We start from the raw sequence: 19,292 nt of genomic DNA, 5'->3' as shown, positions 1-19,292 counted from the left end.
CGTACTGGATGTAAACCCATGGTGCGCAAATACAGTTCCGAGGCCCTGGCAATCCTGGTGGACGAGTTGAGCCGCCTGCCCAACATCGGCAGGGTGACGGCCCAGCGGCTGGCCTTCCATATACTGAAGGGGCCCGCCGAACGCGCCTTTTCGTTGTCCGACGCCATCCGCGCGGTGAAGGAGAAGGTCCGGTACTGCAGCGTGTGCTGGAACATCACCGAGTCCGCAACGTGTGAGATCTGTCACGACGCCCGGCGTAAACCGGAGACCATCTGCGTGGTGGAAGAGCCCCGCGATGTGATCACGCTCGAAAGCACGGGAGAATACCGCGGCCTGTACCACGTGCTCCACGGCGCGCTTTCGCCCCTCGACAACATCACTCCGGACGACATACGCGCCCGGGAGCTCGTGGACAGGATGGGCGATTCGGTGGAAGAGGTCATCATCGCGACCAATCCCAATATCGAGGGAGAAGCCACCGCGCTCTACCTCAGCCGCCTGATTAAGCCCCTGGGCGTGCGGGTTACCCGTCTCGCCAGGGGTCTTCCCATGGGCGGCGACCTGGAGTACGCCGACGAAGTGACCCTCGCCCGCGCCCTGGAAGGCCGCACGGAGTTGTAACCCGGAACCGAATCGAGTCCGCCGGACCGAACCGTCGATCCCCTTGCCGCCATGAACCTGCCCAACAAGCTGACCATATTCCGCATCATCCTGAGTCCCATCTTCATGGTCTTCTTCTTGGTAGATACATTGTATACACGATATATCGCGCTGGTCATCTTCATGATCGCGGCGCTGACGGACCTCTACGACGGCTACCTGGCGCGCAAGACCGGGGTGATCACCAGTTTCGGCAAGTTCATGGACCCTCTCGCGGACAAGATCCTCACGTCCACCGCGCTGATCTGCTTCGCGTCCCTCGGTTACATCTATACGTGGATGGTCCTGGTCATCATCGGAAGGGACTTCATCGTGACCGGCCTGCGGTGTATCGCGGCGTACCGTGGCCTGCTCATCCTGCCGACCCAGGTGGCCAAGTGGAAGACCGCCTCGCAGATGGTGGTCATCGTGATCATCCTGCTCTATATCAACGTCCAGACGACCATGATCGCCTTCGGCCAGTGGAACGGGGAATTCGATGATATCGCCTGGTGGGTCCTCAACGGCATGGTCTTCGTCTCCATGGTGCTCACGGTCAGTTCCGGCCTGGATTACGTGGTCAAGAACCGGTCCATATTCACCAGTCTGCTGAGGTAGGCATGCGCGCTTTGATCACCTTGCTGTCGACCGGATGTTATGTCGGCTACACGCCCCACGCGCCCGGCACGGCGGGCAGCGTTCTGGGGCTGGGGCTGGTCTGGGCGCTGACCGGTCCGCTCGGGCTGAGCTTGCCCTATTACCTGCTGGTCACCGTGCTCTTTTTCGTCCTCGGCGTCTGGGTATCAAGCCGGGCGGAACCCCTCTTCGGCCACGACGGGCCCAGGATCGTCATCGATGAAATCGCCGGCGTCCTGATCGTCTTCGCCGGCATGCCCTTCGACCTGTTGACCGTGATCGCGGGGTTCGTCCTGTTTCGCGTCCTGGATATCTGGAAACCCTTTCCCTGCGACCGGGTGCAGCGCCTACCCGGTGGGCTGGGGGTCATGATGGACGATGTCGTGGCCGCGGTCTACGCCCATCTCCTCCTGCGGATCATAACGGGGTTCTTGTCATGAAGTCCGCCGCGATCATCACGATCGGCGACGAACTGCTCTACGGTTCCGTGGTCGATACCAACGCCGCCTATATCGGCCGGCGCTTGACGGAAACGGGTATCGAGCCGGTCTGTTCCATGACCGTGGGCGACGAGGGACCAGGCATCGGCCGGGCCCTGGAAACCGTGTGCCGGCAGGCAGACGTGGTGCTCGTCACGGGCGGGCTCGGACCGACGCACGACGACGTGACCAAGACCGTCATCGCCGAGGCGATTGGACAGGACCTGGTCTTTCATCCCGAAATCATGGAGACCGTGGAGCGGATGTTCACCCAGCGGGGCATGGTCATGCCGGAATCGAACCGCATCCAGGCCTATATGCCCCGGCACGCCGAGGTGCTCGACAATCCCGTGGGGACGGCGCCCGGCTTCCTGGTACGCCACCACGACGCCGCCGTGTTCGTCATGCCGGGCGTGCCTCGCGAGATGAAGAAGATGCTGAACGAACAGGTGCTGCCGCGGCTGAAGGACCAGGGCGCGGGGAGGGTCATCCTGCACCGGTGGATCCGCACCACGGGCATCGGCGAATCGAATCTCTCCCAGATCATCGGCGATGTCATCGAAGCGGCCGAGGACGTCAAGATCGCCTCCCTGCCCCAGGAGTCCGGGGTAAACCTGCGGCTTACGGCCGAGGGCCGCACCGGGGAGGAAGCCCGGCGGCGCATCGAAGCCGTCGAAACAAGGATGATCGACCGGGCCGGCGAGCATATCTACGGCGTGGACGACGATACCCTCGAAGAGGTGGTGGGACGCCTGCTCCGGGAGGCGGACGCGACCGTGGCGATCGCCGAATCCTGCACCGGCGGCCTCGTGTCCTCCCGCATGACCGACGTGCCGGGCAGTTCCGACTACCTGCTGGAAGGGGTCGTGTCCTACAGCAACGCCGCGAAAATGGCGCGCCTGGAAGTACCGGTGAGCACGATCGATCGCCACGGCGCGGTGAGCGAGGAAACCGCGGCAGCCATGGCCCAGGGCATCCGGCATACCAGCGGCGCCACCTACGGACTGTCCACTACCGGCGTCGCCGGGCCCGGAGGCGGGACGCCCGAGAAGCCGGTGGGACTGGTCTACCTGGGTCTCGCCTCGGCGGACGGTGTCGAGACGCGAAAACTCATGCTGGGGCCGGACCGGCAGGTCAACAAGACCCGGGCCGCGCTGGCCGCCCTGAACCTGCTGCGGCAGGCACTCACCCACGCGTCCGGCACGAACCGGGTCCCCGGGATCCTCAACCCACAGGTCACGTAGACAACCCACAGGCCACGTAGAAAGGTATTCGATGCGTACGTTCATCGCCGTGGAAGTCCCGGATTCCGCCAGGGACCGGATCGCACAACTGATCAATCACCTTAAGTCGACGGGCACCGACATCAAGTGGGTCGAACCGGACAACATCCACGTCACGCTGAAGTTCCTCGGCAACATCGAGACGGACCAGCCGGCGGTCATTCGCGATGGGCTGGGCGCGGCGCTCGATTCGGCGGGCGCCTTCGACCTGAAGCTGGGACGCATCGGCGCGTTCCCGGATATGAACCGCCCGCGCGTCTTCTGGATTTCGATCGAAGAAGGACGGAGCGAACTGGTCGCCATGCAGCAGCGCATCGAGAACGAACTGCACGCCCGCGGCTTCGTTCGGGAGGAAAGGCCCTTTTCGCCGCACCTGACCATCGGCCGGGTACGATCGCCGCGGGGCCTGGCCAAGCTGACGGATCTGATCGGGGACATGGCCTTCGAGACGGAACCGTTTACGGTGAAACGCGCGGCCGTGGTGAAGAGCGACCTGAAACCCGACGGGCCGTTGTACACGGTCATCGATCATGTCGAACTGGATTGACCAACTGGAATGATCATGCCGACCATAACGGATATCACGCCGCGGGGGAGCGGAGGGCGACGGGAACGCAAGGTCACGATCGACGGCGAGCGCATTCTGACGATCACCGAAGAGACCTTCCTCCGGTTCGGACTCTTCGACGGACAGGCGATGGACCCGGAGCGGCTGCAGGAAGTGGAACTGGCCGACGGCGTCTCCCGGGCCATGACGGAAGCCCACCGGCTCATCGACCACCGCATGCGTACGCGACGCGAGCTGGCGGTGAAGCTCAAGTCCAGGGGCCGGCCGGACGAGGTGATCGACCAGGTGCTGGACCGGCTGGAGCATGCGGGACTGATCGACGACGGGCGTTTCGCCCAGCTGTGGATCGACGAACGGCTTCGGAGAAGACCGGCCGGCCTGTCCCTGCTGCGCCGCGAGTTGCGTCAGAAGGGGATTGACGCCGAAGTCGTCGAAACCGCCCTCGAGGAAAGTGCATCCGGCGAGGGGGAGACCGAACGGGCCTACGAGGTGCTGCGCCGCCAGTCCCATCGATATGCCCGGCTCGACCGCGACGCGGCGCACCGCCGCATGGTCGCCTTCCTGGGCAGACGGGGGTTCGGGCAGGCCGTCATTTACCAGGTCGTCCATCGCGTACTGGACGAGATAGAGGAGTTCCGAAATTGACCGGAGCCGAACTGCGAAAGTCCTTTACCGGCTTTTTCGCCGACCGCGATCACTCGATCGTGCCGAGCGCCAGCGTCGTGCCCTGGGACGATCCCACGTTGCTCTTCACCAACGCGGGGATGAACCAGTTCAAGGACGTTTTCCTGGGGAAAAGCACCCGCGAATACGTGCGCGCGACGGATTTCCAGAAGTGCATTCGCGCCGGCGGCAAGCACAACGACCTGGAGGACGTGGGCCGATCGCCCGTCCACCAGACCTTCTTCGAAATGCTCGGGAACTGGTCCTTCGGCGACTACTACAAGGAAGAAGCCATCGGATGGGCCTGGGAGCTGCTCACGGAACGGTGGGAACTCCCCGCCGAACGGCTGTGGGCGACCGTGTTCCGTGAGGATGACGAGGCCGAGTCCATCTGGAAACAACATACCGGCATCGCAGGCGACCGGGTCCTGAGATTCGACGAGAAGGACAACTTCTGGGAAATGGGCGAGACCGGACCCTGCGGTCCCAACTCGGAAATCCACTACGACCTGGGTCCGGAGCGGTGCGGCCGGAAGGATGATCCCGGCCACGTCTGCGGGGTCAACGGAGACTGCACACGATACGTGGAAATCTGGAACCTGGTCTTCATCCAGTACGACCGGAGCGCCGACGGCGCGTTGACGCCCCTGCCCTCCCGACACGTCGACACGGGCATGGGCTTCGAACGGATGCTCAGCATCCTCCAGGGCGTGGATTCGAACTACGAAACCGACGTGTTTCGCCCGCTGATGGACCACATCGGAGAACTGTCGCAACATCCCTACGCGGAAGGGGATACGGCCGTGGCCTACCGCGTGCTCGCCGACCACGTCCGGGCCCTGGCCTTCGCCATAGCCGACGGCGCCCAGCCTTCCAACGAAGGACGGGGCTACGTCCTCAGGCGCATCCTCCGCCGCGCGGCGCGGTATGGCCGCAATCTCGGCCTGGCCGATCCCTTCCTCTACCGGCTCGTGCCGACGCTCACCGAAGAGATGGGCGCGGCCTACCCGGAACTCTCCGCCGCGCAGGAAAAGGTGGAGAAGGTGATCCGGTCCGAAGAGGAGAGCTTCGGGCGCACGCTCGATCACGGCATCGAACTCTTCGAGAATATCGTCGAACGGGCAGGCGCCGAAGGACGAAATGAAATCCGGGGCGAAGAGGCCTTCAAACTGTACGATACCTACGGTTTCCCCGTGGATCTGACGCAGTTGATGGCCGGTGAGAAGGACATGAAAGTGGATATGGCCGGCTTCGAGGTGGAGATGGGGCAGCAGCGGGAAAGATCCACCAAAGCGAGGGTTACGGCTGGCACGCCATCAGTCACCACTGATGTTCAGGTTGAAAACCCTACTGTATTCCTCGGATACGATACGCTCGCCGTCGAAGATGCCGAGGTGGTAACGGCCGAGGGCGGTGCCGTCGTCCTCACCCAAACCCCCTTCTACGCCGAATCGGGCGGACAGGTGGGCGACGCCGGCTGGCTTGAGACGGAATCGGGCGGGCGGATCGCCGTGCTGGACACCACGCGAGACGGCGACACCATCATCCACCACTGCGACCCGGACAGCGCCGCCGATCTCAAGCCCGGCATGACCGTCACCGCGCGGGTCGACGCGGACCGCAGGCAGTCCATCATGCGGAACCATACGGCGACCCACCTCCTGCACGCCGTGCTTCGGGAGACCCTGGGCGCCCACGTGGAACAGCGAGGCTCCGTGGTCGCGCCCGACCGGTTGCGTTTCGATTTCTCGCATTTCAGCGCCGTCACGCCCGAAGAACAGAACGCGATCGAACGCCGGGTCAACGAGCTCGTATGGGAGAACATCCGCGTCGAGCCGTTCGAAACCGACCTGGAAGACGCGAAGCATCAGGGCGCCATGGCGCTTTTCACCGAAAAGTACGAGGACCGGGTGCGCGTGGTGCGCATCGGCGAGGTGAGCCTGGAGCTGTGCGGCGGCACCCACCTCGGCGCCACGGGCGAGATCGGGTTGTTCCGGCTAGTCCGTGAATCGGGCATCGCCGCCGGCGTGCGGCGGGTGGAGGCCCTGACCGGCGCCGGCGCGTACGAAGCCGTCAAGCGGGACGAAGGACTCGTCGCGGGGGCCGCGGAGGCCCTCAAGAGCGAGCCGGATGACCTGGCGAAAAGGGCCGGGGACCTGACTGCGCGGGTCCGCGAGCTGGAACGGCACATCCGGGAAATGGGCCGGTCCTCGTCGCAGAACTGGGCCGATGAACTCATAGACGGCGCCGTGGACGCGGACGGCGTCGCCGTCGCCGCGGGCCGGGTGGATTGCCCGGACATGGACACCCTCCGCGCCATGGGAGACACGCTGCGCGAGCGCCTTTCCGGCGCAGCGGTCGGCGTGCTGTTCGCCAGCTTCGAGGAACGCCCCGTCTGCATCGTCGTGGTGACCGACGGCGCAATTTCCGGGCGCGGCCTCCACGCGGGCAAGTTGGCGCGGGATGTGGCCGCCTTCATCGGCGGCGGCGGAGGTGGGAAGGCCCATATGGCACAGGCAGGTGGGAAGGACGCGTCCCGGATCGACGAAGCCGTGGGCCAGGCACCGGGTGTCGTCGAGCAACATCTGCGGAACGCGTAACCTCGGGGGCGACGACGAGGGCGCCTGCGGGCGCTCAGGCCGCCCGGGTTCCGCGTAGCCCGGCCGCAAGGGTTCCGCGTAGCCCGGCCGTTACCGTCGACGACGACCCGGACCAGATGAACAACAGGATCAGATGCGCATCCTCATAACCGGGGCCCGGGGCCAACTGGGTACGGACCTGCAGCGATCGCTGGCGGAGCACGAACTGATTCCGTGTACCCACGGCGAACTCGACGTCACCGAGAAACACCGCGTTTACGGCCTGCTGAAGGACCACCGGCCGGATGCGGTGATCAATACCGCGGCGTACCACCGGGTCGACGAGTGCGAGTCCCATCCCGACCAGACTTTCGCCGTCAATGCCTTCGGTCCTTGGCACCTGGCCATGGCCTGCCGCATGTACGGGGCGAAACTGGTGCACGTCAGTACGAATTTCGTCTTCGACGGCACGGCGGACCGGCCTTACCGGGAGGATGACCTGCCCTTGCCCCTGAACGTCTACGGCACAGCCAAGCTATCCGGCGAACACCTGGTGCGTTCGACCTGGGACCGCCATTTCATCATCCGCACCACCGGCCTGTTCGGCCACTCCGGCGGGGGCGGGAAAGGATACAATTTCGTCGAGGCCATGATCCGGGCCGGCACGGAAAGACGGGAAGTGGTCGTGGTGAGCGACCAGGTGATGTCGCCCACGGGGACGGCCGATTTGGCAAGCGCGCTTGCGGAACTGGTGGCCACCGATGCCTTCGGGACGTACCATGTGACCAACGGCGGCGCGTGTTCCTACTATGACTTTGCACGGACCATATTTAGTAAGACAGGCATCGAAGCGGCCGTGAAACCCACGACCACCGAAGCATACGGCGCACCCGCCGCCCGGCCCCTGTACACGGTGCTGGACAACGACCGGATCCGGTCCCTGGGCATCGCGGAAATGCCTTCCTGGGAGGACGCCCTGGACGACTACCTGGCGCGGCGGGCCGGCCGCGGCGACGCACCAAAGGCAGGCCCCACCGGCGTGCGGGCGGCGCACCCCAGCGACAAAGGGCAGGCAGGCCGCGGCGACGCACCGAAGGCTGGTCCCACCGACGCGCGGTCGGCGAACCCCAGCGACAAAGGGCGGGCAGGCCCCACCGACGAAACCACCGGCGGGAATCCATGATCATCACCCAGACGCCCCTGCGCATCAGCTTCGCCGGCGGCCTCACGGATTTCACCGATTTCTACGAACGGGAGGACGGCCTGGTCGTCAGCGCGGCCATCGACAAGTACATCTTCGTCATCATCAACGAACGGTTCGACGACCGCATCTACATCAACTACTCGAAGCGGGAGGCCGTCGATCATCCCGATGAGATCGAGCACGACCTGATCCGGGAGGCACTGCGGCTCACCGGCGTGACCCGGGGCGTGGAAATCACGACGCTGACGGACATCCCTTCCGAGGGATCGGGCCTGGGGTCCTCGAGCAGCATCACGGTCGGCCTGCTGAATGCCCTGTATACCTATTGCGGCAACCCGCAGCCTACCGAGAAACTGGCACAGGACGCCTGCGAAATCGAGATCGAACGGTGCGGCCAGCCCATCGGGAAGCAGGACCAGTACATCGCGGCCTACGGCGGACTGTGCGGGTTTACGTTCCGACCCGGCGGCGTGGAGGTGGAACGCCTCGGCCTCGCCGACGGCCACGCGGAACGGTTGAGCGAAAGCCTGATGCTGTTCTACACCAACAAGACCCGCAAGGCGGAGACCATCCTGCGCGAGCAGAAAGCGAACATGACCGGCAAGTTCGCCCTGGTGAAAGAGATCAAGTCCGTGGCGCAAAGCGCGCGGTCAGCCCTCGCGGCCGGGGAGATCGACCGCATGGGCGAACTACTTGACCGGGGCTGGACCTGGAAGTACAAGATGTCCGGACTCGTGAGCAACGACGAGATCGACACCATGTACCGGAAAGCCAGGGACGCCGGCGCCACGGGCGGCAAAGTCTGCGGCGCGGGCGGCGGCGGCTTCCTGCTCCTGTGCTGCCCGGAGTCTTCCCGGTCCCGGGTGCGCGACGCGCTGTCCGACTACCGGGAACTGCCTTTCAACCTGGAACGCGACGGCACCAAGGTGATCTTCAACATGCGAAGGCAGGTATCGAAATGATCCGCGAATACCTCGAATGGACGAAGGAGGTCCTCGGCCGGATCGAACCCGGCGAAGTGCAGGCGCTCATCGACCTCCTGATGGACGCGCGGAAGAACGGGCGGGGGATCTTCGTCATCGGCAACGGCGGCAGCGCGGCCACGGCTTCCCACTTCGCCGTGGACCTGGGCAAGGGCACGCTCCGAGGCACGGAGGACGCGCCCCGCTTCCGGGTCAACAGCCTCACAGACAACCTGCCCTACGTGACGGCCTGGGCCAACGACTTCGACTACGACCTGGTCTACGAGCAGCAGCTGCGCAATCTCGGCGCGCCCGGCGACGTGGTCATCGGCATCAGCGCGTCGGGGAACAGCCCCAACGTGATCCGCGCCATGGAGTTCGCCCGTTCCGCCGGGATGATAACGGTCGCGGTGACGGGGTTCTCCGGCGGCGCGATGAAGGCATCGGCGGAGCATTCGGTCCACGTCCCCGTGGACGACTACGGCATGGCGGAAAACATGCACATGATCATCGTCCACATCATCATCACGCAGACCACCTCCCGCGTTGCGGATGGCGAATGACCCTTCGTTCCTTTGCCAAGATCAATCTCGCCATTCATCTGCTCGGCAAGCGGACCGACGGTTACCACGAGATCGTCACGCTGATGGAGACCGTGGACCTGGCCGATGAACTGAAAGTGTCCGCACAGGAGCAGGGAACGACCGTCACCTGCTCCGATCCGGCCGTGCCGACGGACGGGCGCAACCTGGTCCACAGGGCGGCCGGACTCGTGCGTGAGCGTTGCGGACTCGGCGATCGGGGCGCGCGGATCCACATCGATAAGCGCATCCCCGTGGCCGCGGGACTCGCCGGCGGGAGCGGCAACGCGGCCATGACACTGCACGGGCTCAACGCGCTCTGGTCGCTGGGGTTGGGAGAAGAAGACCTGGCGGACCTCGCCGCGGAGCTCGGATCCGACGTGCCCTTCTGTCTCCATGGCGGCGTGGCCGTAGCTTCCGGACGGGGGGAAAAGGTCGCCTGGCTGGATGCGCCCGGACCGCGCCACTACGTCCTGGTCAGCCCGCCCCTCGAAGTCGCGAGCGGATGGGCCTACAGCCAATGGAAAATGGAATTGACAAAAGACGCGTCCTGCATTAACTTAATCTCTTCTGTCATGCAGGCCGGGGATGCCGATAGACTGGCCTCCTGTCTGCATAACGACCTGGAACCGGCGGTCCGGGCGGCCCACCCCGAAATCGACAGGGCGAGGGACCTGCTTGCGGATGCCGGACTGAAGGGTATGCTGATGTCTGGCAGCGGCCCATCGGTCTTCGGACTGGCGCCCGGCAGGGCGGAGGCGGAACGGATAGCACAGGACTTGCGGGGACGGGTCGAACCGTCCTGGCGGGTCTTCGCGGTCTCCTCGTCATCCCGGCGGGATGCCGCGGTTTAATCGAGGTACCAGAGGAGGGCTGCTCGTGGCGGTCGGTTTGAAGATTCTGAGTGGGAATTCAAACGCACCGCTTGCACAAGACATCTGCGAATATCTCGGCGTACCCCTGGGCAACGCCGCCGTTTCCCGTTTCAGCGACGACGAGATCCGGATTCACATCAACGAGGACATCCGCGGCACCGACGTGTTCGTGGTCCAGTCGACCAACTCGCCGGCGGAGAACCTCGTCGAACTGCTGCTTTTGCTGGACGCGGCCAAACGGGCATCGGCGCGAAGGGCCACCGCGGTGATCCCCTACTACGGCTACGCCCGCCAGGACCGCAAGGCGGGGCCCCGGGTACCCATTTCGGCCAAGGTCATGGCGAACCTGATCGCCGCGGCTGGAGCGGACCGCGTGCTCACCATGGACCTGCACGCGCCCCAGATCCAGGGGTTCTTCGACATCCCCCTGGACCACCTGTATTCGGCGCCGGTATTTACCCGCCGGCTCAGGGAACTGGGGACTTCGGATGACCTGGTGATCGCGTCCCCGGACGCCGGGGGCATGGCCATGGCCCGGTCCTATGGCAGGCGGCTGAACTGCCCGCTGGCCCTGGTGGACAAGCGTCGGCCGAGACCCAACGTGTCCGAGGTCGTCAACGTGATCGGCGAAGTGGAAGGAAAGAACGTGATCATCCGCGACGACATGATCGACACCGGAGGGAGCCTGACCGGCGCGGCCGAGGCCCTGAAGAAGAACGGCGCGGAGACGATCTACGCGGCGTGTACCCACGCCCTGCTCTCCGGAAACGCCATGCAGAAGGTGGAGGATTCCGTACTGGACTGCCTGATCGTCTCGGACTCGATACGCCTGAACGAGGACATGTGTCGGGGCAAGCTGGAGCAGTTGTCCGTGGCGTCCCTGTTCGGCGAGGCGATCAAGCGCATACACGAAGAAAAATCCGTCAGCTCGCTCTTCGAATCGTCGGATCAGACTTGAAACAGGAGAAGTAGATGAACCAGGTATCGTTAAAGGCCCGTCAGCGGACGGACACCGGAAAGCAGGTCGCCAAGGCGCTTCGGCGGGACGGCGCGCTGCCCGCCGTGGTCTACGGCAGCGGGGAATCCTCCACGCCGCTGACCCTCGACTATCGCGAGTTCGAGGGCTTCCTCAGAAAGACCCGGGGCGAAAGCGTCGTCATCAACCTGGAAATCGAAGGCATGGAGGACAAGAAAGCCCTGTTGCGGGATATCCAGCGGGACTACCTGAGAAACCAGTTGCTCCACGCCGATTTCCAGCAGATCAGGATGAGCGACCGGATCACCACGGAGGTTTCGCTGGTGATGATCGGTGAGCCCATCGGCGTGACGAGAGACGGCGGCGTGCTCGACCAGTCCCTGCGGGTGGTCGAAATCAGCTGCGTCGCTTCCGAGATTCCGGAGCATCTGGAAGTGGATATCAGCGAATTGAGCATGGGCGATACGATCCACATCAGCGATCTTACCTTCGAGAACGTCGAAATCGTAACCGACGGAGAGGTCGCCGTGGTATCGGTACTCACGCCGATGGCGGAGGAGCCGGAGGAAGAGGAAGTCGACCTGGAGCAGGAAGAGCCGGAGATCATCGGCCAGGCCCGGGAAGACGGCGAGGAAGAAGACGGGACCGAGGACGAGCAAGAAGACTAAGGCAGCCCGGATATGTGTCAGCATGCCGATTCCGGTTCCTTGTGGCCCGCAGAGCGGCCTGACGATCCGTCCATGCATGCCTTCATCGGCCTTGGCAATCCCGGTGTCCGGTACGCGGACACGCGCCACAACGCCGGTTTCGACGTGATTGACACCTGGCTTCGGCGCCTCGACCTTGCGCTCGCCCCGGTCAGCGAGCGGTTTCACGGTACCATCGCGGAGATCGGCGGACTGCCCGTGGCGCTGGTCAAGCCGGTGACCTTCATGAACCGCAGCGGTTACGCGGTCCGGGAGGCGGTGGGACATTACGAACTCGACGTCGATCGTATCGTGGTCGTTTGCGACGACGTCAACCTGCCCTTCGGTACGTTGCGTCTCAGGTCGAAGGGCAGTCATGGCGGCCACCGGGGCCTGGAATCCATTATCGATGCGCTAGGCACGGAAGCATTCGCCCGCCAGCGCATTGGCATCGATGTCCCCAGGGACGCCGATACGCTGGTCGATTATGTGCTGGAGGTGTTTACCAAAGAGGAAGCAACGGATCTGCCCATCGTCCTCGACCGGGCCTGTGACCAGTTGGAGGTGTTCGTAAGCGAAGGTTGCGGCGAGGCGGCGAACAGGTATAACGGCCCGTCGTGACCGGACTGAAGGCCGACCGGACTGAAGGCCGACCGGACTGAAGGCCGACCGGGCCCCGAGCGAAGGCCGTCCGGCCCGAACGAATCCGCAAACAACTAAGGAGCATGCACGTGCGGTCATATGAAACTGTAGTGATTATCGATTCCAAGCTCGAAGAAGAGCCGCTCGAGGAAGAAATCTCCGCCATCGAGGGGCTTATCGCGTCGAACCAGGGGGAAGTCGTCGACACGGAACGCTGGGGAAGCCGGAAGCTCAGCTACGAGATCAACGACGCCCACCAGGGCAATTTCACGTTGATCCGTTTTGACGGTGAGCCGGCCCTGGTGGACGTGCTGGACCGGTCGTTCAAGTTGAATGATCGCGTGCTCAGGCACATGACGAAGCGGGTCAGGAAGCATCCGGCCCACGTGTACGAGAAGGCGGAACAGGCCGAAAAAAACGAGCAGGCCGAGAAGGCGGAACAGGCCGATAAGAAAACGGGAGCGGAAGCATGAACCAATCCAGGATGACCAGGGGGAGAAAGCAGAAGCGCATACCGGGCCGCATCAAGAACATCGATTACAAGGACCCGAAGGCGCTCCGGCGCTTCGTCACCGAACGGGGCAAGATCGTGCCGAGCCGGATTTCCGGCGCGAGCGCGCTTTGCCAGCGACGGCTGGCAAAGGCCATCAAGCGGGCCCGGGCCATCGGCCTGCTCCCCTTTATCGAAGAAACCTACAAGTAGCCAGAAACCTACAAGTAGCCGAGGAGTCGGACGTGAAGCTCATTTTGACCGAGTCGGTGCGGAACGTGGGAAGCGTCGGTGAAATCGTGGACGTTTCCAACGGGTTCGGCAGGAACTACCTGATGCTGACGAAGAAGGCCATTCCGGCAACGCCCGGAAACCTGAAGATGCTCCAGGGCAAATTGAAACGGCAACTGGCCCTGGAAGCCAGGACGCGGGAACAGGCCGAAGAACTCGCAGGCGTCCTGGAAGAGGTCTCCCTCACCGCCGTCGTCCAGGTCGGCGAAGAAGACCGCATGTTCGGTTCCGTCACCCATCAGCACGTCGCCGATCTGCTGAAGGAGAAGGGCTACGATATCGACCGGCGCAAGATCCATCTCGACGAGCCCATCAAGGCGCTGGGCATATACACGATTCCCATCGCGCTGCACGCCCAGGTAGAGGCCGGCGTGAAGCTCTGGGTGGTCAAGGAATAACGGCCTTCCCGCCTTGATTTGGACTTGACGCGAAGCGCCATTTTACCTATATTGGCCGGTCGTGGAGGTGGATGAGAAATGGCGAGAAGATCGCAGTCAGCGTCCGGTTCAAACCGGTCTTCCGGACGGCGGCGCGCCACGACGGCCCAGGCCTATGGCCTGCCGTTCCGTGGAAGTCACCTTCGTCTCCTCGCCATCGTACTCGGCGTCATACTGGCGGGTTTCATCGCGCTGGCTTACGAATCGATTACCCTGGCGCCGCTGTTGATGGTATCCGGTTACTGCGTGGGCATTCCCGTGATCCTGATCTGGAGAGGGAAGTTCCCGCGGACCGGTTCGGCCAGCGACCGGGAATCGCGTCGACCGTAGCGTGGATACACCTGCGGGCGATTAGCTCAGTTGGTTCAGAGCGCATGCCTTACAAGCATGAGGTCACTGGTTCGAATCCAGTATCGCCCATGCATCAAATCGGGGGCGTAGTTCAATCTGGTTAGAGCACTGCCCTGTCACGGCAGAAGTTGCGGGTTCGAGTCCCGTCGTCCCCGTTTTATATTGACCGATAGCCCGCCTGACGCGCATGTCTCCGGCGGGCTATCTTGATTGTGCCGGAGTGGTGGAATTGGTAGACGCGAGGGACTCAAAATCCCTTGACCGCAAGGTCGTGTCGGTTCGAGTCCGACCTCCGGCATCCTCCCATTGGCATCCTCCAACCAAAGAAAGCAGGCTTTAAGCGATGTTCGATCCCCTCCAGGTCACCAGGGAGTTGATCGCGTTCAATTCGATCAGCGCCAACAGCAACGCCGCCGTATCCGATTACCTCCAGGACCAGGTCGACCGCGTGGGTTTTCAGGTCGAACGCATTACGTACCATGACGACAACGGCGTGGAGAAGGTCAACCTCGTCGGCCGCAAGGGCGAGGGGAAGGGCGGCCTCGCGCTGCTGGGCCATTCGGACACCGTCCCGGTAGACGGTTGGGAAACGGACCCTTTTACGGCGGAGATCCGGGACAACCGGATATACGGCCGCGGAAGCTGCGACATGAAGGGCGCCCTGTCCACCATGCTCGCGGCGGGGGCGGCCTTCGAGGCGTCGGAACTCTCCGCGCCGATCTATCTCGTGTTCACCGCCGACGAGGAAGTCGGGTGCTGGGGCGCGGCCGAAGTCAGCGAGCGGTCCGAACTCCTGAACGGCAGCGGGCTGCGCTACGGGATCATCTGCGAGCCGACGCGCATGGAGGTCGTACGAGCGCACAAGGGCGCGGTTTTCATGCGGGGCGAGACGGAGGGGCGGGCAGCCCACAGTAGCACCGGCAGAGGCGTCAACGCCCATCACGCCATGATCCCCTTTCTCGTGGAGATGAAGGCCATCCACGACGAGCTCAGGTCGGACTCCAGGCATCTGAATGACGAGTTCGATCCGCCCTTTTCCGACTGGAACATCGGGGTCAACGACGGCGGCATCGCCCTGAACATGACGGCGCCCAAAAGCACATGCACGGTCTACTACCGGCCGATGCCCGGGCAGGATCAGGAAGCCCTCCTGGACCGCACCCGAAAAGCGGCAGAACGGAACGGCGTTGAACTGACGATCCAGAAGATCGGGGACCCCTTCAGTACGCCCGCGGACTCGGAGCTTGTCCGGACGGCCCTGGGGATCACCGGAACGGAGAAGGCCCACACGGTTCCCTACGGCACCGACGGACTGGTCTTTGGCAGGACAATGGAGCTGATCCTGCTCGGTCCCGGGGACATCCGCCAGGCCCACACGGTGGACGAATGGATGGCCCTGGACCAGTTCGACCTTGCGATCGACGCGTACAAGTCGATGATCCGCGCGTTTTGTGTTTGAGGGGAGGACACCGAATTGCAGATCGGCCTAGTCGGGCTGCCCGGTTCCGGGAAGACCACGTTGTTCAACGCGCTGGTCAGGGCCAACGCGGATACCGGCGGTTACGGAGGGCAGAACACGGCCAACCGGGGGACGATCCGGGTCCCGGACCCGCGACTGGAACGCCTTTCCAGTCTGTTCAATCCACGCAAGACCACTTTCGCCACCGTTGAATACCTCGATATAGGCGGCATCACGTCCGGGTCGGGAAGGCAGGAGGAGCAGCAGGGTGCCGGTGGACTCGCCGACCTGCGCACTATGGACGTACTCGTGCACGTCCTCCGTGGCTTCCCGGATCTGGCCGGTACGTCCGTTACACCGGGCGCGGATTTCGAGACGGTTGAGTTGGAACTCGCCATCGCCGACCTCGAGATCATCGAGCGCCGGCTGACCCGACTATCCAAGGAGGCCCGGTCCACGAAACAGCCCGACCTGGTGCGGGAATGGGAGTTGCTCGAACAGTGCAAGCAGGAGATCGAGGGCGGTGGGTTGATCCGGAATCTCCAGTTTTCGCCGGAGGACGAGAAGAGACTTCGAGGCTACCGGTTCCTCTCGCAGAAGCCGGTGCTACTTGCGCTGAATATCCCCGAAGAAGATCTGGGCAAGGAAGCGAGCAGACTGGATGAGTTGGATGAAATTACCGAAGGGCTGGATTCGCTGGCGTTCTGTGCGAAGGTCGAAATGGAGATCGCCCAGCTCGACGAGGACGACGCCGGCGCTTTCTTGGACGATCTGGGCATCGAGGAATCGGCCCTGAACCGCATGATCACCGCATCGTACCGGCTCCTTAACCTGATCTCGTTCTTTACCGTGGGCGAAAACGAAGTCAGGGCCTGGACCGTCACAAGGGGCGTTACGGCGCCCGAAGCGGCCGGGACGGTGCACTCGGACATGGAACGGGGATTCATCCGGGCGGAAACGCTGGACTGGCAGGCGATGCTCGAACTCGGTGGATGGCAGGCCGCGAAGGAGAAAGGCACGCTTCGCGTGGAAGGCAAGCAGTACGTCGTCGCGGACGGGGACGTGATCAACGTGCGGTTCAGCGTCTGAAAGCACGCTTCAACGTCTGACTGCGCGGACCTGATCTGACCACGCCGTCCCGGTCTAGTCGCATCGTCCCGGTCTAGTTGCGCCGTCCAAAAGGCTTAAGATTTCACTTGTCAATCTATACGCATAGTCGATATCATAGTTAACCCGACCGGCCCGGGACGACCGGGGTTTTAGTCCACCACCTGAAAATGGATCGATGCAAATGACAAACCGAATTCGCTTGGTCACCGCGCTGATCCTGGCCGGAGCCCTGTCGTGGGCTTCGCAGGCCGGCGCTCAACTCAACACCAACACTAGCTTCAACCCGGAACCGCTCAGCCTCGTGGATTTCAAGAAGGCGTTCAACGGCGATACCGGAAAAGTCCGCCTCGTCGTGATGTTCTCGCCTACCTGAGGCCACTGCATAAGCGGCGCCGGGGCGGTGCAGCAAGAGATATTGAATAAGTTTCCCTCCGATGACCTCCGGGTCTACGTGGTCTGGCAGCGTATACTCCGAAACGACGCGGTCAATACGGCCAAGATCGCGGCGGAGCAGGTGTTCAGCGACAAACGGGTCAGCCAGATGTGGGACCCCGCGAACGCACTGGGATTCTGGTACAAGAAGTCGGGGGAACTGGAACACAAGGACCCCATGGTCTGGGACGCCTATTTCCTCTACGGCAAGGATGCCGAGTGGAAGGACGCGCCTACCGGGCTGATCGACACCGGTTACACGGTGTGGAATATGAAAGACAGGCTCTTGAAATCGGTGGCAACGACGATGGAGACCGTGGACTGATCTCCCGGTAGCGGAGCACCCTGGAATTCAGGGTTCAACTACAGTACGACGAAGATCAATTGGACGGGGCGGTTCGACAAGGACCGCCTCGTTTTTTTATTGGGATGTGGTCTGGCTGGCACGTCAGGCTTCAGTCCGGACTGGGGGATTCGGCAGGTACGATCCGGCAAGTCTGGTCCGGTACGTCAACCCTCCAGGCTGAGCAGGAAGGGTTCCTCGAAGGCCTGGACCAGCCACTGCATGAAGCGGGCGCCGTCCGCGCCGTCGATGAGCCGGTGGTCGTAGGAGATCATCAGCGGCAGCATGAGACGCGGCTGGAACGCGCCATCCACGTATATCTGTTCCATGCGGCTTCGCGCCAGCCCCAGGATGGCCACGTCGGGCGCATTGATGATCGGCGCGAAGAAGGTCCCGCCGAACCCGCCCAGATTTGAGATCGTGAAGGTGTTCCCCTGCATATCGTCCGGCGAGAGCTTCCTGTCCCGCGCCCGGGCGGCGACCTCGGATAGTTCGACAGACAACTCGACCATGTTCTTCCGGTCCACGTCCCGGATGACCGGCACGACCAGGCCCCGGTCCGTGTCGACCGCCACGCCCACGTGGTAGTACTTCTTGTGGATGATCTCCTGCCCGGCCATGTCGACGCTGGCGTTGAAGAGAGGAAATCGCTTGAGCGCCGCGGCCACGATCTTCAGTGCGATGGCCGTCATGGTCAGCTTGCCGCCGGCGGCTTCGGCCGCGGGGCCGAACTGCTTGCGCAGGGCTTCCATGTCGGTGACGTCGGCCTTGTCGGCATAGGTGACGTGGGGGATGTTCGACCACGCTGCGGACAGGTGTTCCGCGGCGGCGCGGCGCAGGTTGCTCATGGGCTCGGTCTCCACCGGACCCCATTTCGCGAAGTCCGGCAGCGAAGCCGGAGCGGATGGCCAGGGACCGGCAGCCCCTTGGCCGGCGCTCAACTGCCTGGAATGAGACTTGACGTCCTCGACGGATATGCGGCCGTCGGGACCGGTTCCCGGTACCTGGCCGATGTCGAGCCCGATCTCCCGGGCGAAGCGTCGTACGGAAGGTGCCGCCGGTACCGGCGCGCCTGAAGTGGAAGCGGCTGCAGGAACGACCGGGGCCGGTGGTGTAGGCGGTGTGGTATTCTCTGAGGACCCAGTTTCCACGGCGGGTGGCTCGCTGACACCGGACTCCGGAGCATCGGCAACCGTGGTTTCCTCGGCAGGCACTTCGATAGTGGACGCCGAACCATCATCGGCAGGCCCGTCGGCACCAGGCGCTTCAGCCTCCGCCTTTCCGTCCGCTTCCGCTGCGGGGGCCTCGCTGGCGGCCTCGCCGCCAGTCGCACCCTCTCCCGCCCCTTCTTCATACATGAGCACGGGCGCGCCTACCTCGGCCGTCGCGCCGTTCTCCACGAGGATTTCAGTCACCACTCCGCTGAATCCCGACGGCACCTCGAGGTTGGCCTTGTCGGTCTCGATCTCCAGGACGGGCTGGTTTTCTTCGACTTGATCCCCGACGGCCACCAGGATACCTACCACGGTGCCCGCGTCGACGTTCTCACCCAGCGCCGGAAGATTGAATGGCGTTGCCATAGGTCTTGCGTCCCTCTGCCATTAGT

23 protein-coding genes and 3 tRNA genes are annotated in these 19,292 nt (G+C 63.6%); 25 read left to right on the top strand and 1 reads right to left on the bottom strand.

The genetic code is table 11. The features are described 5' to 3' along the window. Nucleotides 1–18: 18 nt before the first annotated feature. From recR to F4Z81_12060, 25 genes are all read left to right on the top strand, one after another. Nucleotides 19–621, top strand: coding sequence for a recombination protein RecR (recR, locus tag F4Z81_12180; protein ID MXW05811.1), 603 nt, complete (start codon nucleotides 19–21; stop codon nucleotides 619–621). A gap of 51 nt (nucleotides 622–672) precedes the next feature. Next, nucleotides 673–1,257: a CDP-diacylglycerol--glycerol-3-phosphate 3-phosphatidyltransferase gene (gene pgsA, locus F4Z81_12175; GenBank protein MXW05810.1), complete on the top strand. Its 585-nt coding sequence runs from the start codon at nucleotides 673–675 to the stop codon at nucleotides 1,255–1,257. Between the two features lie 2 nt (nucleotides 1,258–1,259). Beyond that, entirely contained in the window at nucleotides 1,260–1,715 is a 456-nt protein-coding gene (locus F4Z81_12170; GenBank protein ID MXW05809.1) for a phosphatidylglycerophosphatase A, read from the top strand. Next, entirely contained in the window at nucleotides 1,712–2,998 is a 1,287-nt protein-coding gene (locus F4Z81_12165; GenBank protein MXW05808.1) for a competence/damage-inducible protein A, read from the top strand. Before F4Z81_12170 ends, F4Z81_12165 begins: the two co-directional genes overlap by 4 nt. 31 nt (nucleotides 2,999–3,029) lie before the next feature. Next, entirely contained in the window at nucleotides 3,030–3,584 is a 555-nt protein-coding gene (gene thpR / locus F4Z81_12160) for an RNA 2',3'-cyclic phosphodiesterase (protein MXW05807.1), read from the top strand. A gap of 9 nt (nucleotides 3,585–3,593) precedes the next feature. Further along, complete coding sequence (locus F4Z81_12155; protein ID MXW05806.1) at nucleotides 3,594–4,250, top strand: regulatory protein RecX; 657 nt, start codon at nucleotides 3,594–3,596, stop codon at nucleotides 4,248–4,250. Continuing rightward, nucleotides 4,247–6,868, top strand: a complete 2,622-nt coding sequence (alaS, locus tag F4Z81_12150) for an alanine--tRNA ligase (GenBank protein ID MXW05805.1) — start codon at nucleotides 4,247–4,249, stop codon at nucleotides 6,866–6,868. The genes F4Z81_12155 and alaS overlap by 4 nt, the downstream gene beginning before the upstream one ends. 133 nt (nucleotides 6,869–7,001) lie before the next feature. Beyond that, nucleotides 7,002–8,030, top strand: a complete 1,029-nt coding sequence (rfbD, locus tag F4Z81_12145) for a dTDP-4-dehydrorhamnose reductase (protein MXW05804.1) — start codon at nucleotides 7,002–7,004, stop codon at nucleotides 8,028–8,030. Beyond that, nucleotides 8,027–9,013 carry a GHMP kinase gene (locus F4Z81_12140; GenBank protein MXW05803.1) on the top strand — a complete coding sequence of 329 codons (987 nt, stop codon included), beginning with the start codon at nucleotides 8,027–8,029 and terminating at the stop codon, nucleotides 9,011–9,013. Before rfbD ends, F4Z81_12140 begins: the two co-directional genes overlap by 4 nt. After that, entirely contained in the window at nucleotides 9,010–9,576 is a 567-nt protein-coding gene (locus F4Z81_12135) for an SIS domain-containing protein (GenBank protein MXW05802.1), read from the top strand. The genes F4Z81_12140 and F4Z81_12135 overlap by 4 nt, the downstream gene beginning before the upstream one ends. Further along, a complete protein-coding gene (gene ispE, locus F4Z81_12130) occupies nucleotides 9,573–10,448 on the top strand; it encodes a 4-(cytidine 5'-diphospho)-2-C-methyl-D-erythritol kinase (GenBank protein ID MXW05801.1) in 876 nt (291 codons plus the stop codon). Before F4Z81_12135 ends, ispE begins: the two co-directional genes overlap by 4 nt. Before the next feature lie 25 nt (nucleotides 10,449–10,473). Beyond that, entirely contained in the window at nucleotides 10,474–11,427 is a 954-nt protein-coding gene (locus F4Z81_12125) for a ribose-phosphate pyrophosphokinase (GenBank protein ID MXW05800.1), read from the top strand. Nucleotides 11,428–11,441: 14 nt separating this feature from the next. Further along, on the top strand, nucleotides 11,442–12,113 hold the full coding sequence (locus tag F4Z81_12120; protein MXW05799.1) for a 50S ribosomal protein L25: 672 nt from the start codon (nucleotides 11,442–11,444) through the stop codon (nucleotides 12,111–12,113). Nucleotides 12,114–12,125: 12 nt separating this feature from the next. Continuing rightward, a complete protein-coding gene (locus tag F4Z81_12115; GenBank protein ID MXW05798.1) occupies nucleotides 12,126–12,752 on the top strand; it encodes an aminoacyl-tRNA hydrolase in 627 nt (208 codons plus the stop codon). 104 nt (nucleotides 12,753–12,856) lie between these two features. Then, complete coding sequence (gene rpsF / locus F4Z81_12110) at nucleotides 12,857–13,246, top strand: 30S ribosomal protein S6 (GenBank protein ID MXW05797.1); 390 nt, start codon at nucleotides 12,857–12,859, stop codon at nucleotides 13,244–13,246. Next, nucleotides 13,243–13,476, top strand: coding sequence for a 30S ribosomal protein S18 (gene rpsR / locus F4Z81_12105; GenBank protein MXW05796.1), 234 nt, complete (start codon nucleotides 13,243–13,245; stop codon nucleotides 13,474–13,476). Before rpsF ends, rpsR begins: the two co-directional genes overlap by 4 nt. 32 nt (nucleotides 13,477–13,508) lie before the next feature. Continuing rightward, the gene (locus F4Z81_12100) at nucleotides 13,509–13,952 is read left to right on the top strand and encodes a 50S ribosomal protein L9 (protein ID MXW05795.1); all 444 of its coding nucleotides are present in this window, start codon (nucleotides 13,509–13,511) and stop codon (nucleotides 13,950–13,952) included. A 78-nt stretch (nucleotides 13,953–14,030) separates the two neighbouring features. Continuing rightward, the gene (locus tag F4Z81_12095) at nucleotides 14,031–14,321 is read left to right on the top strand and encodes a hypothetical protein (protein ID MXW05794.1); all 291 of its coding nucleotides are present in this window, start codon (nucleotides 14,031–14,033) and stop codon (nucleotides 14,319–14,321) included. 15 nt (nucleotides 14,322–14,336) lie between these two features. Beyond that, a tRNA-Val gene (locus tag F4Z81_12090) sits at nucleotides 14,337–14,411 on the top strand. Nucleotides 14,412–14,422: 11 nt separating this feature from the next. After that, a tRNA-Asp gene (locus F4Z81_12085) sits at nucleotides 14,423–14,497 on the top strand. Between the two features lie 59 nt (nucleotides 14,498–14,556). Continuing rightward, nucleotides 14,557–14,640 (top strand) — tRNA-Leu (locus tag F4Z81_12080). Nucleotides 14,641–14,685: 45 nt separating this feature from the next. Beyond that, a complete protein-coding gene (locus tag F4Z81_12075) occupies nucleotides 14,686–15,801 on the top strand; it encodes a M20 family metallopeptidase (protein MXW05793.1) in 1,116 nt (371 codons plus the stop codon). A 15-nt stretch (nucleotides 15,802–15,816) separates the two neighbouring features. Next, nucleotides 15,817–16,890 (top strand): redox-regulated ATPase YchF, encoded by a 1,074-nt coding sequence (gene ychF, locus F4Z81_12070; GenBank protein MXW05792.1) that lies wholly within the window; start codon nucleotides 15,817–15,819, stop codon nucleotides 16,888–16,890. A 202-nt stretch (nucleotides 16,891–17,092) separates the two neighbouring features. Next, the gene (locus F4Z81_12065; GenBank protein MXW05791.1) at nucleotides 17,093–17,284 is read left to right on the top strand and encodes a hypothetical protein; all 192 of its coding nucleotides are present in this window, start codon (nucleotides 17,093–17,095) and stop codon (nucleotides 17,282–17,284) included. A gap of 42 nt (nucleotides 17,285–17,326) precedes the next feature. Beyond that, nucleotides 17,327–17,668, top strand: coding sequence for a hypothetical protein (locus F4Z81_12060; protein ID MXW05790.1), 342 nt, complete (start codon nucleotides 17,327–17,329; stop codon nucleotides 17,666–17,668). A gap of 185 nt (nucleotides 17,669–17,853) precedes the next feature. Here F4Z81_12060 and F4Z81_12055 read toward each other — a convergent pair whose 3' ends face one another. Then, entirely contained in the window at nucleotides 17,854–19,266 is a 1,413-nt protein-coding gene (locus F4Z81_12055; protein ID MXW05789.1) for a branched-chain alpha-keto acid dehydrogenase subunit E2, read from the bottom strand. Between the last annotated feature and the right edge of the window lie 26 nt (nucleotides 19,267–19,292).

The organism is Gemmatimonadota bacterium (assembly GCA_009835325.1).
Classification (GTDB): domain Bacteria; phylum JAAXHH01; class JAAXHH01; order JAAXHH01; family JAAXHH01; genus JAAXHH01.
Note: the sequence above shows the minus strand (reverse complement) of the source record. Positions and strands in the feature narration are given on the sequence as shown.

What these genes read in the sequence shown, in the direction of transcription:
- F4Z81_12155 (MXW05806.1), top strand. Translation starts at nt 3,594, where the DNA reads ATGATCATGCCGACCATAACGGATATCACGCCGCGGGGGAGCGGAGGG.
- F4Z81_12170 (MXW05809.1), top strand. Translation starts at nt 1,260, where the DNA reads ATGCGCGCTTTGATCACCTTGCTGTCGACCGGATGTTATGTCGGCTAC.
- F4Z81_12075 (MXW05793.1), top strand. Translation starts at nt 14,686, where the DNA reads ATGTTCGATCCCCTCCAGGTCACCAGGGAGTTGATCGCGTTCAATTCG.
- F4Z81_12095 (MXW05794.1), top strand. Translation starts at nt 14,031, where the DNA reads ATGGCGAGAAGATCGCAGTCAGCGTCCGGTTCAAACCGGTCTTCCGGA.
- F4Z81_12115 (MXW05798.1), top strand. Translation starts at nt 12,126, where the DNA reads ATGTGTCAGCATGCCGATTCCGGTTCCTTGTGGCCCGCAGAGCGGCCT.
- pgsA (MXW05810.1), top strand. Translation starts at nt 673, where the DNA reads ATGAACCTGCCCAACAAGCTGACCATATTCCGCATCATCCTGAGTCCC.
- F4Z81_12120 (MXW05799.1), top strand. Translation starts at nt 11,442, where the DNA reads ATGAACCAGGTATCGTTAAAGGCCCGTCAGCGGACGGACACCGGAAAG.
- thpR (MXW05807.1), top strand. Translation starts at nt 3,030, where the DNA reads ATGCGTACGTTCATCGCCGTGGAAGTCCCGGATTCCGCCAGGGACCGG.
- rfbD (MXW05804.1), top strand. Translation starts at nt 7,002, where the DNA reads ATGCGCATCCTCATAACCGGGGCCCGGGGCCAACTGGGTACGGACCTG.
- F4Z81_12165 (MXW05808.1), top strand. Translation starts at nt 1,712, where the DNA reads ATGAAGTCCGCCGCGATCATCACGATCGGCGACGAACTGCTCTACGGT.
- rpsF (MXW05797.1), top strand. Translation starts at nt 12,857, where the DNA reads ATGCACGTGCGGTCATATGAAACTGTAGTGATTATCGATTCCAAGCTC.
- recR (MXW05811.1), top strand. Translation starts at nt 19, where the DNA reads ATGGTGCGCAAATACAGTTCCGAGGCCCTGGCAATCCTGGTGGACGAG.
- F4Z81_12065 (MXW05791.1), top strand. Translation starts at nt 17,093, where the DNA reads ATGACAAACCGAATTCGCTTGGTCACCGCGCTGATCCTGGCCGGAGCC.
- ispE (MXW05801.1), top strand. Translation starts at nt 9,573, where the DNA reads ATGACCCTTCGTTCCTTTGCCAAGATCAATCTCGCCATTCATCTGCTC.
- F4Z81_12135 (MXW05802.1), top strand. Translation starts at nt 9,010, where the DNA reads ATGATCCGCGAATACCTCGAATGGACGAAGGAGGTCCTCGGCCGGATC.
- rpsR (MXW05796.1), top strand. Translation starts at nt 13,243, where the DNA reads ATGAACCAATCCAGGATGACCAGGGGGAGAAAGCAGAAGCGCATACCG.
- F4Z81_12055 (MXW05789.1), bottom strand. Translation starts at nt 19,266, where the DNA reads ATGGCAACGCCATTCAATCTTCCGGCGCTGGGTGAGAACGTCGACGCG.
- F4Z81_12140 (MXW05803.1), top strand. Translation starts at nt 8,027, where the DNA reads ATGATCATCACCCAGACGCCCCTGCGCATCAGCTTCGCCGGCGGCCTC.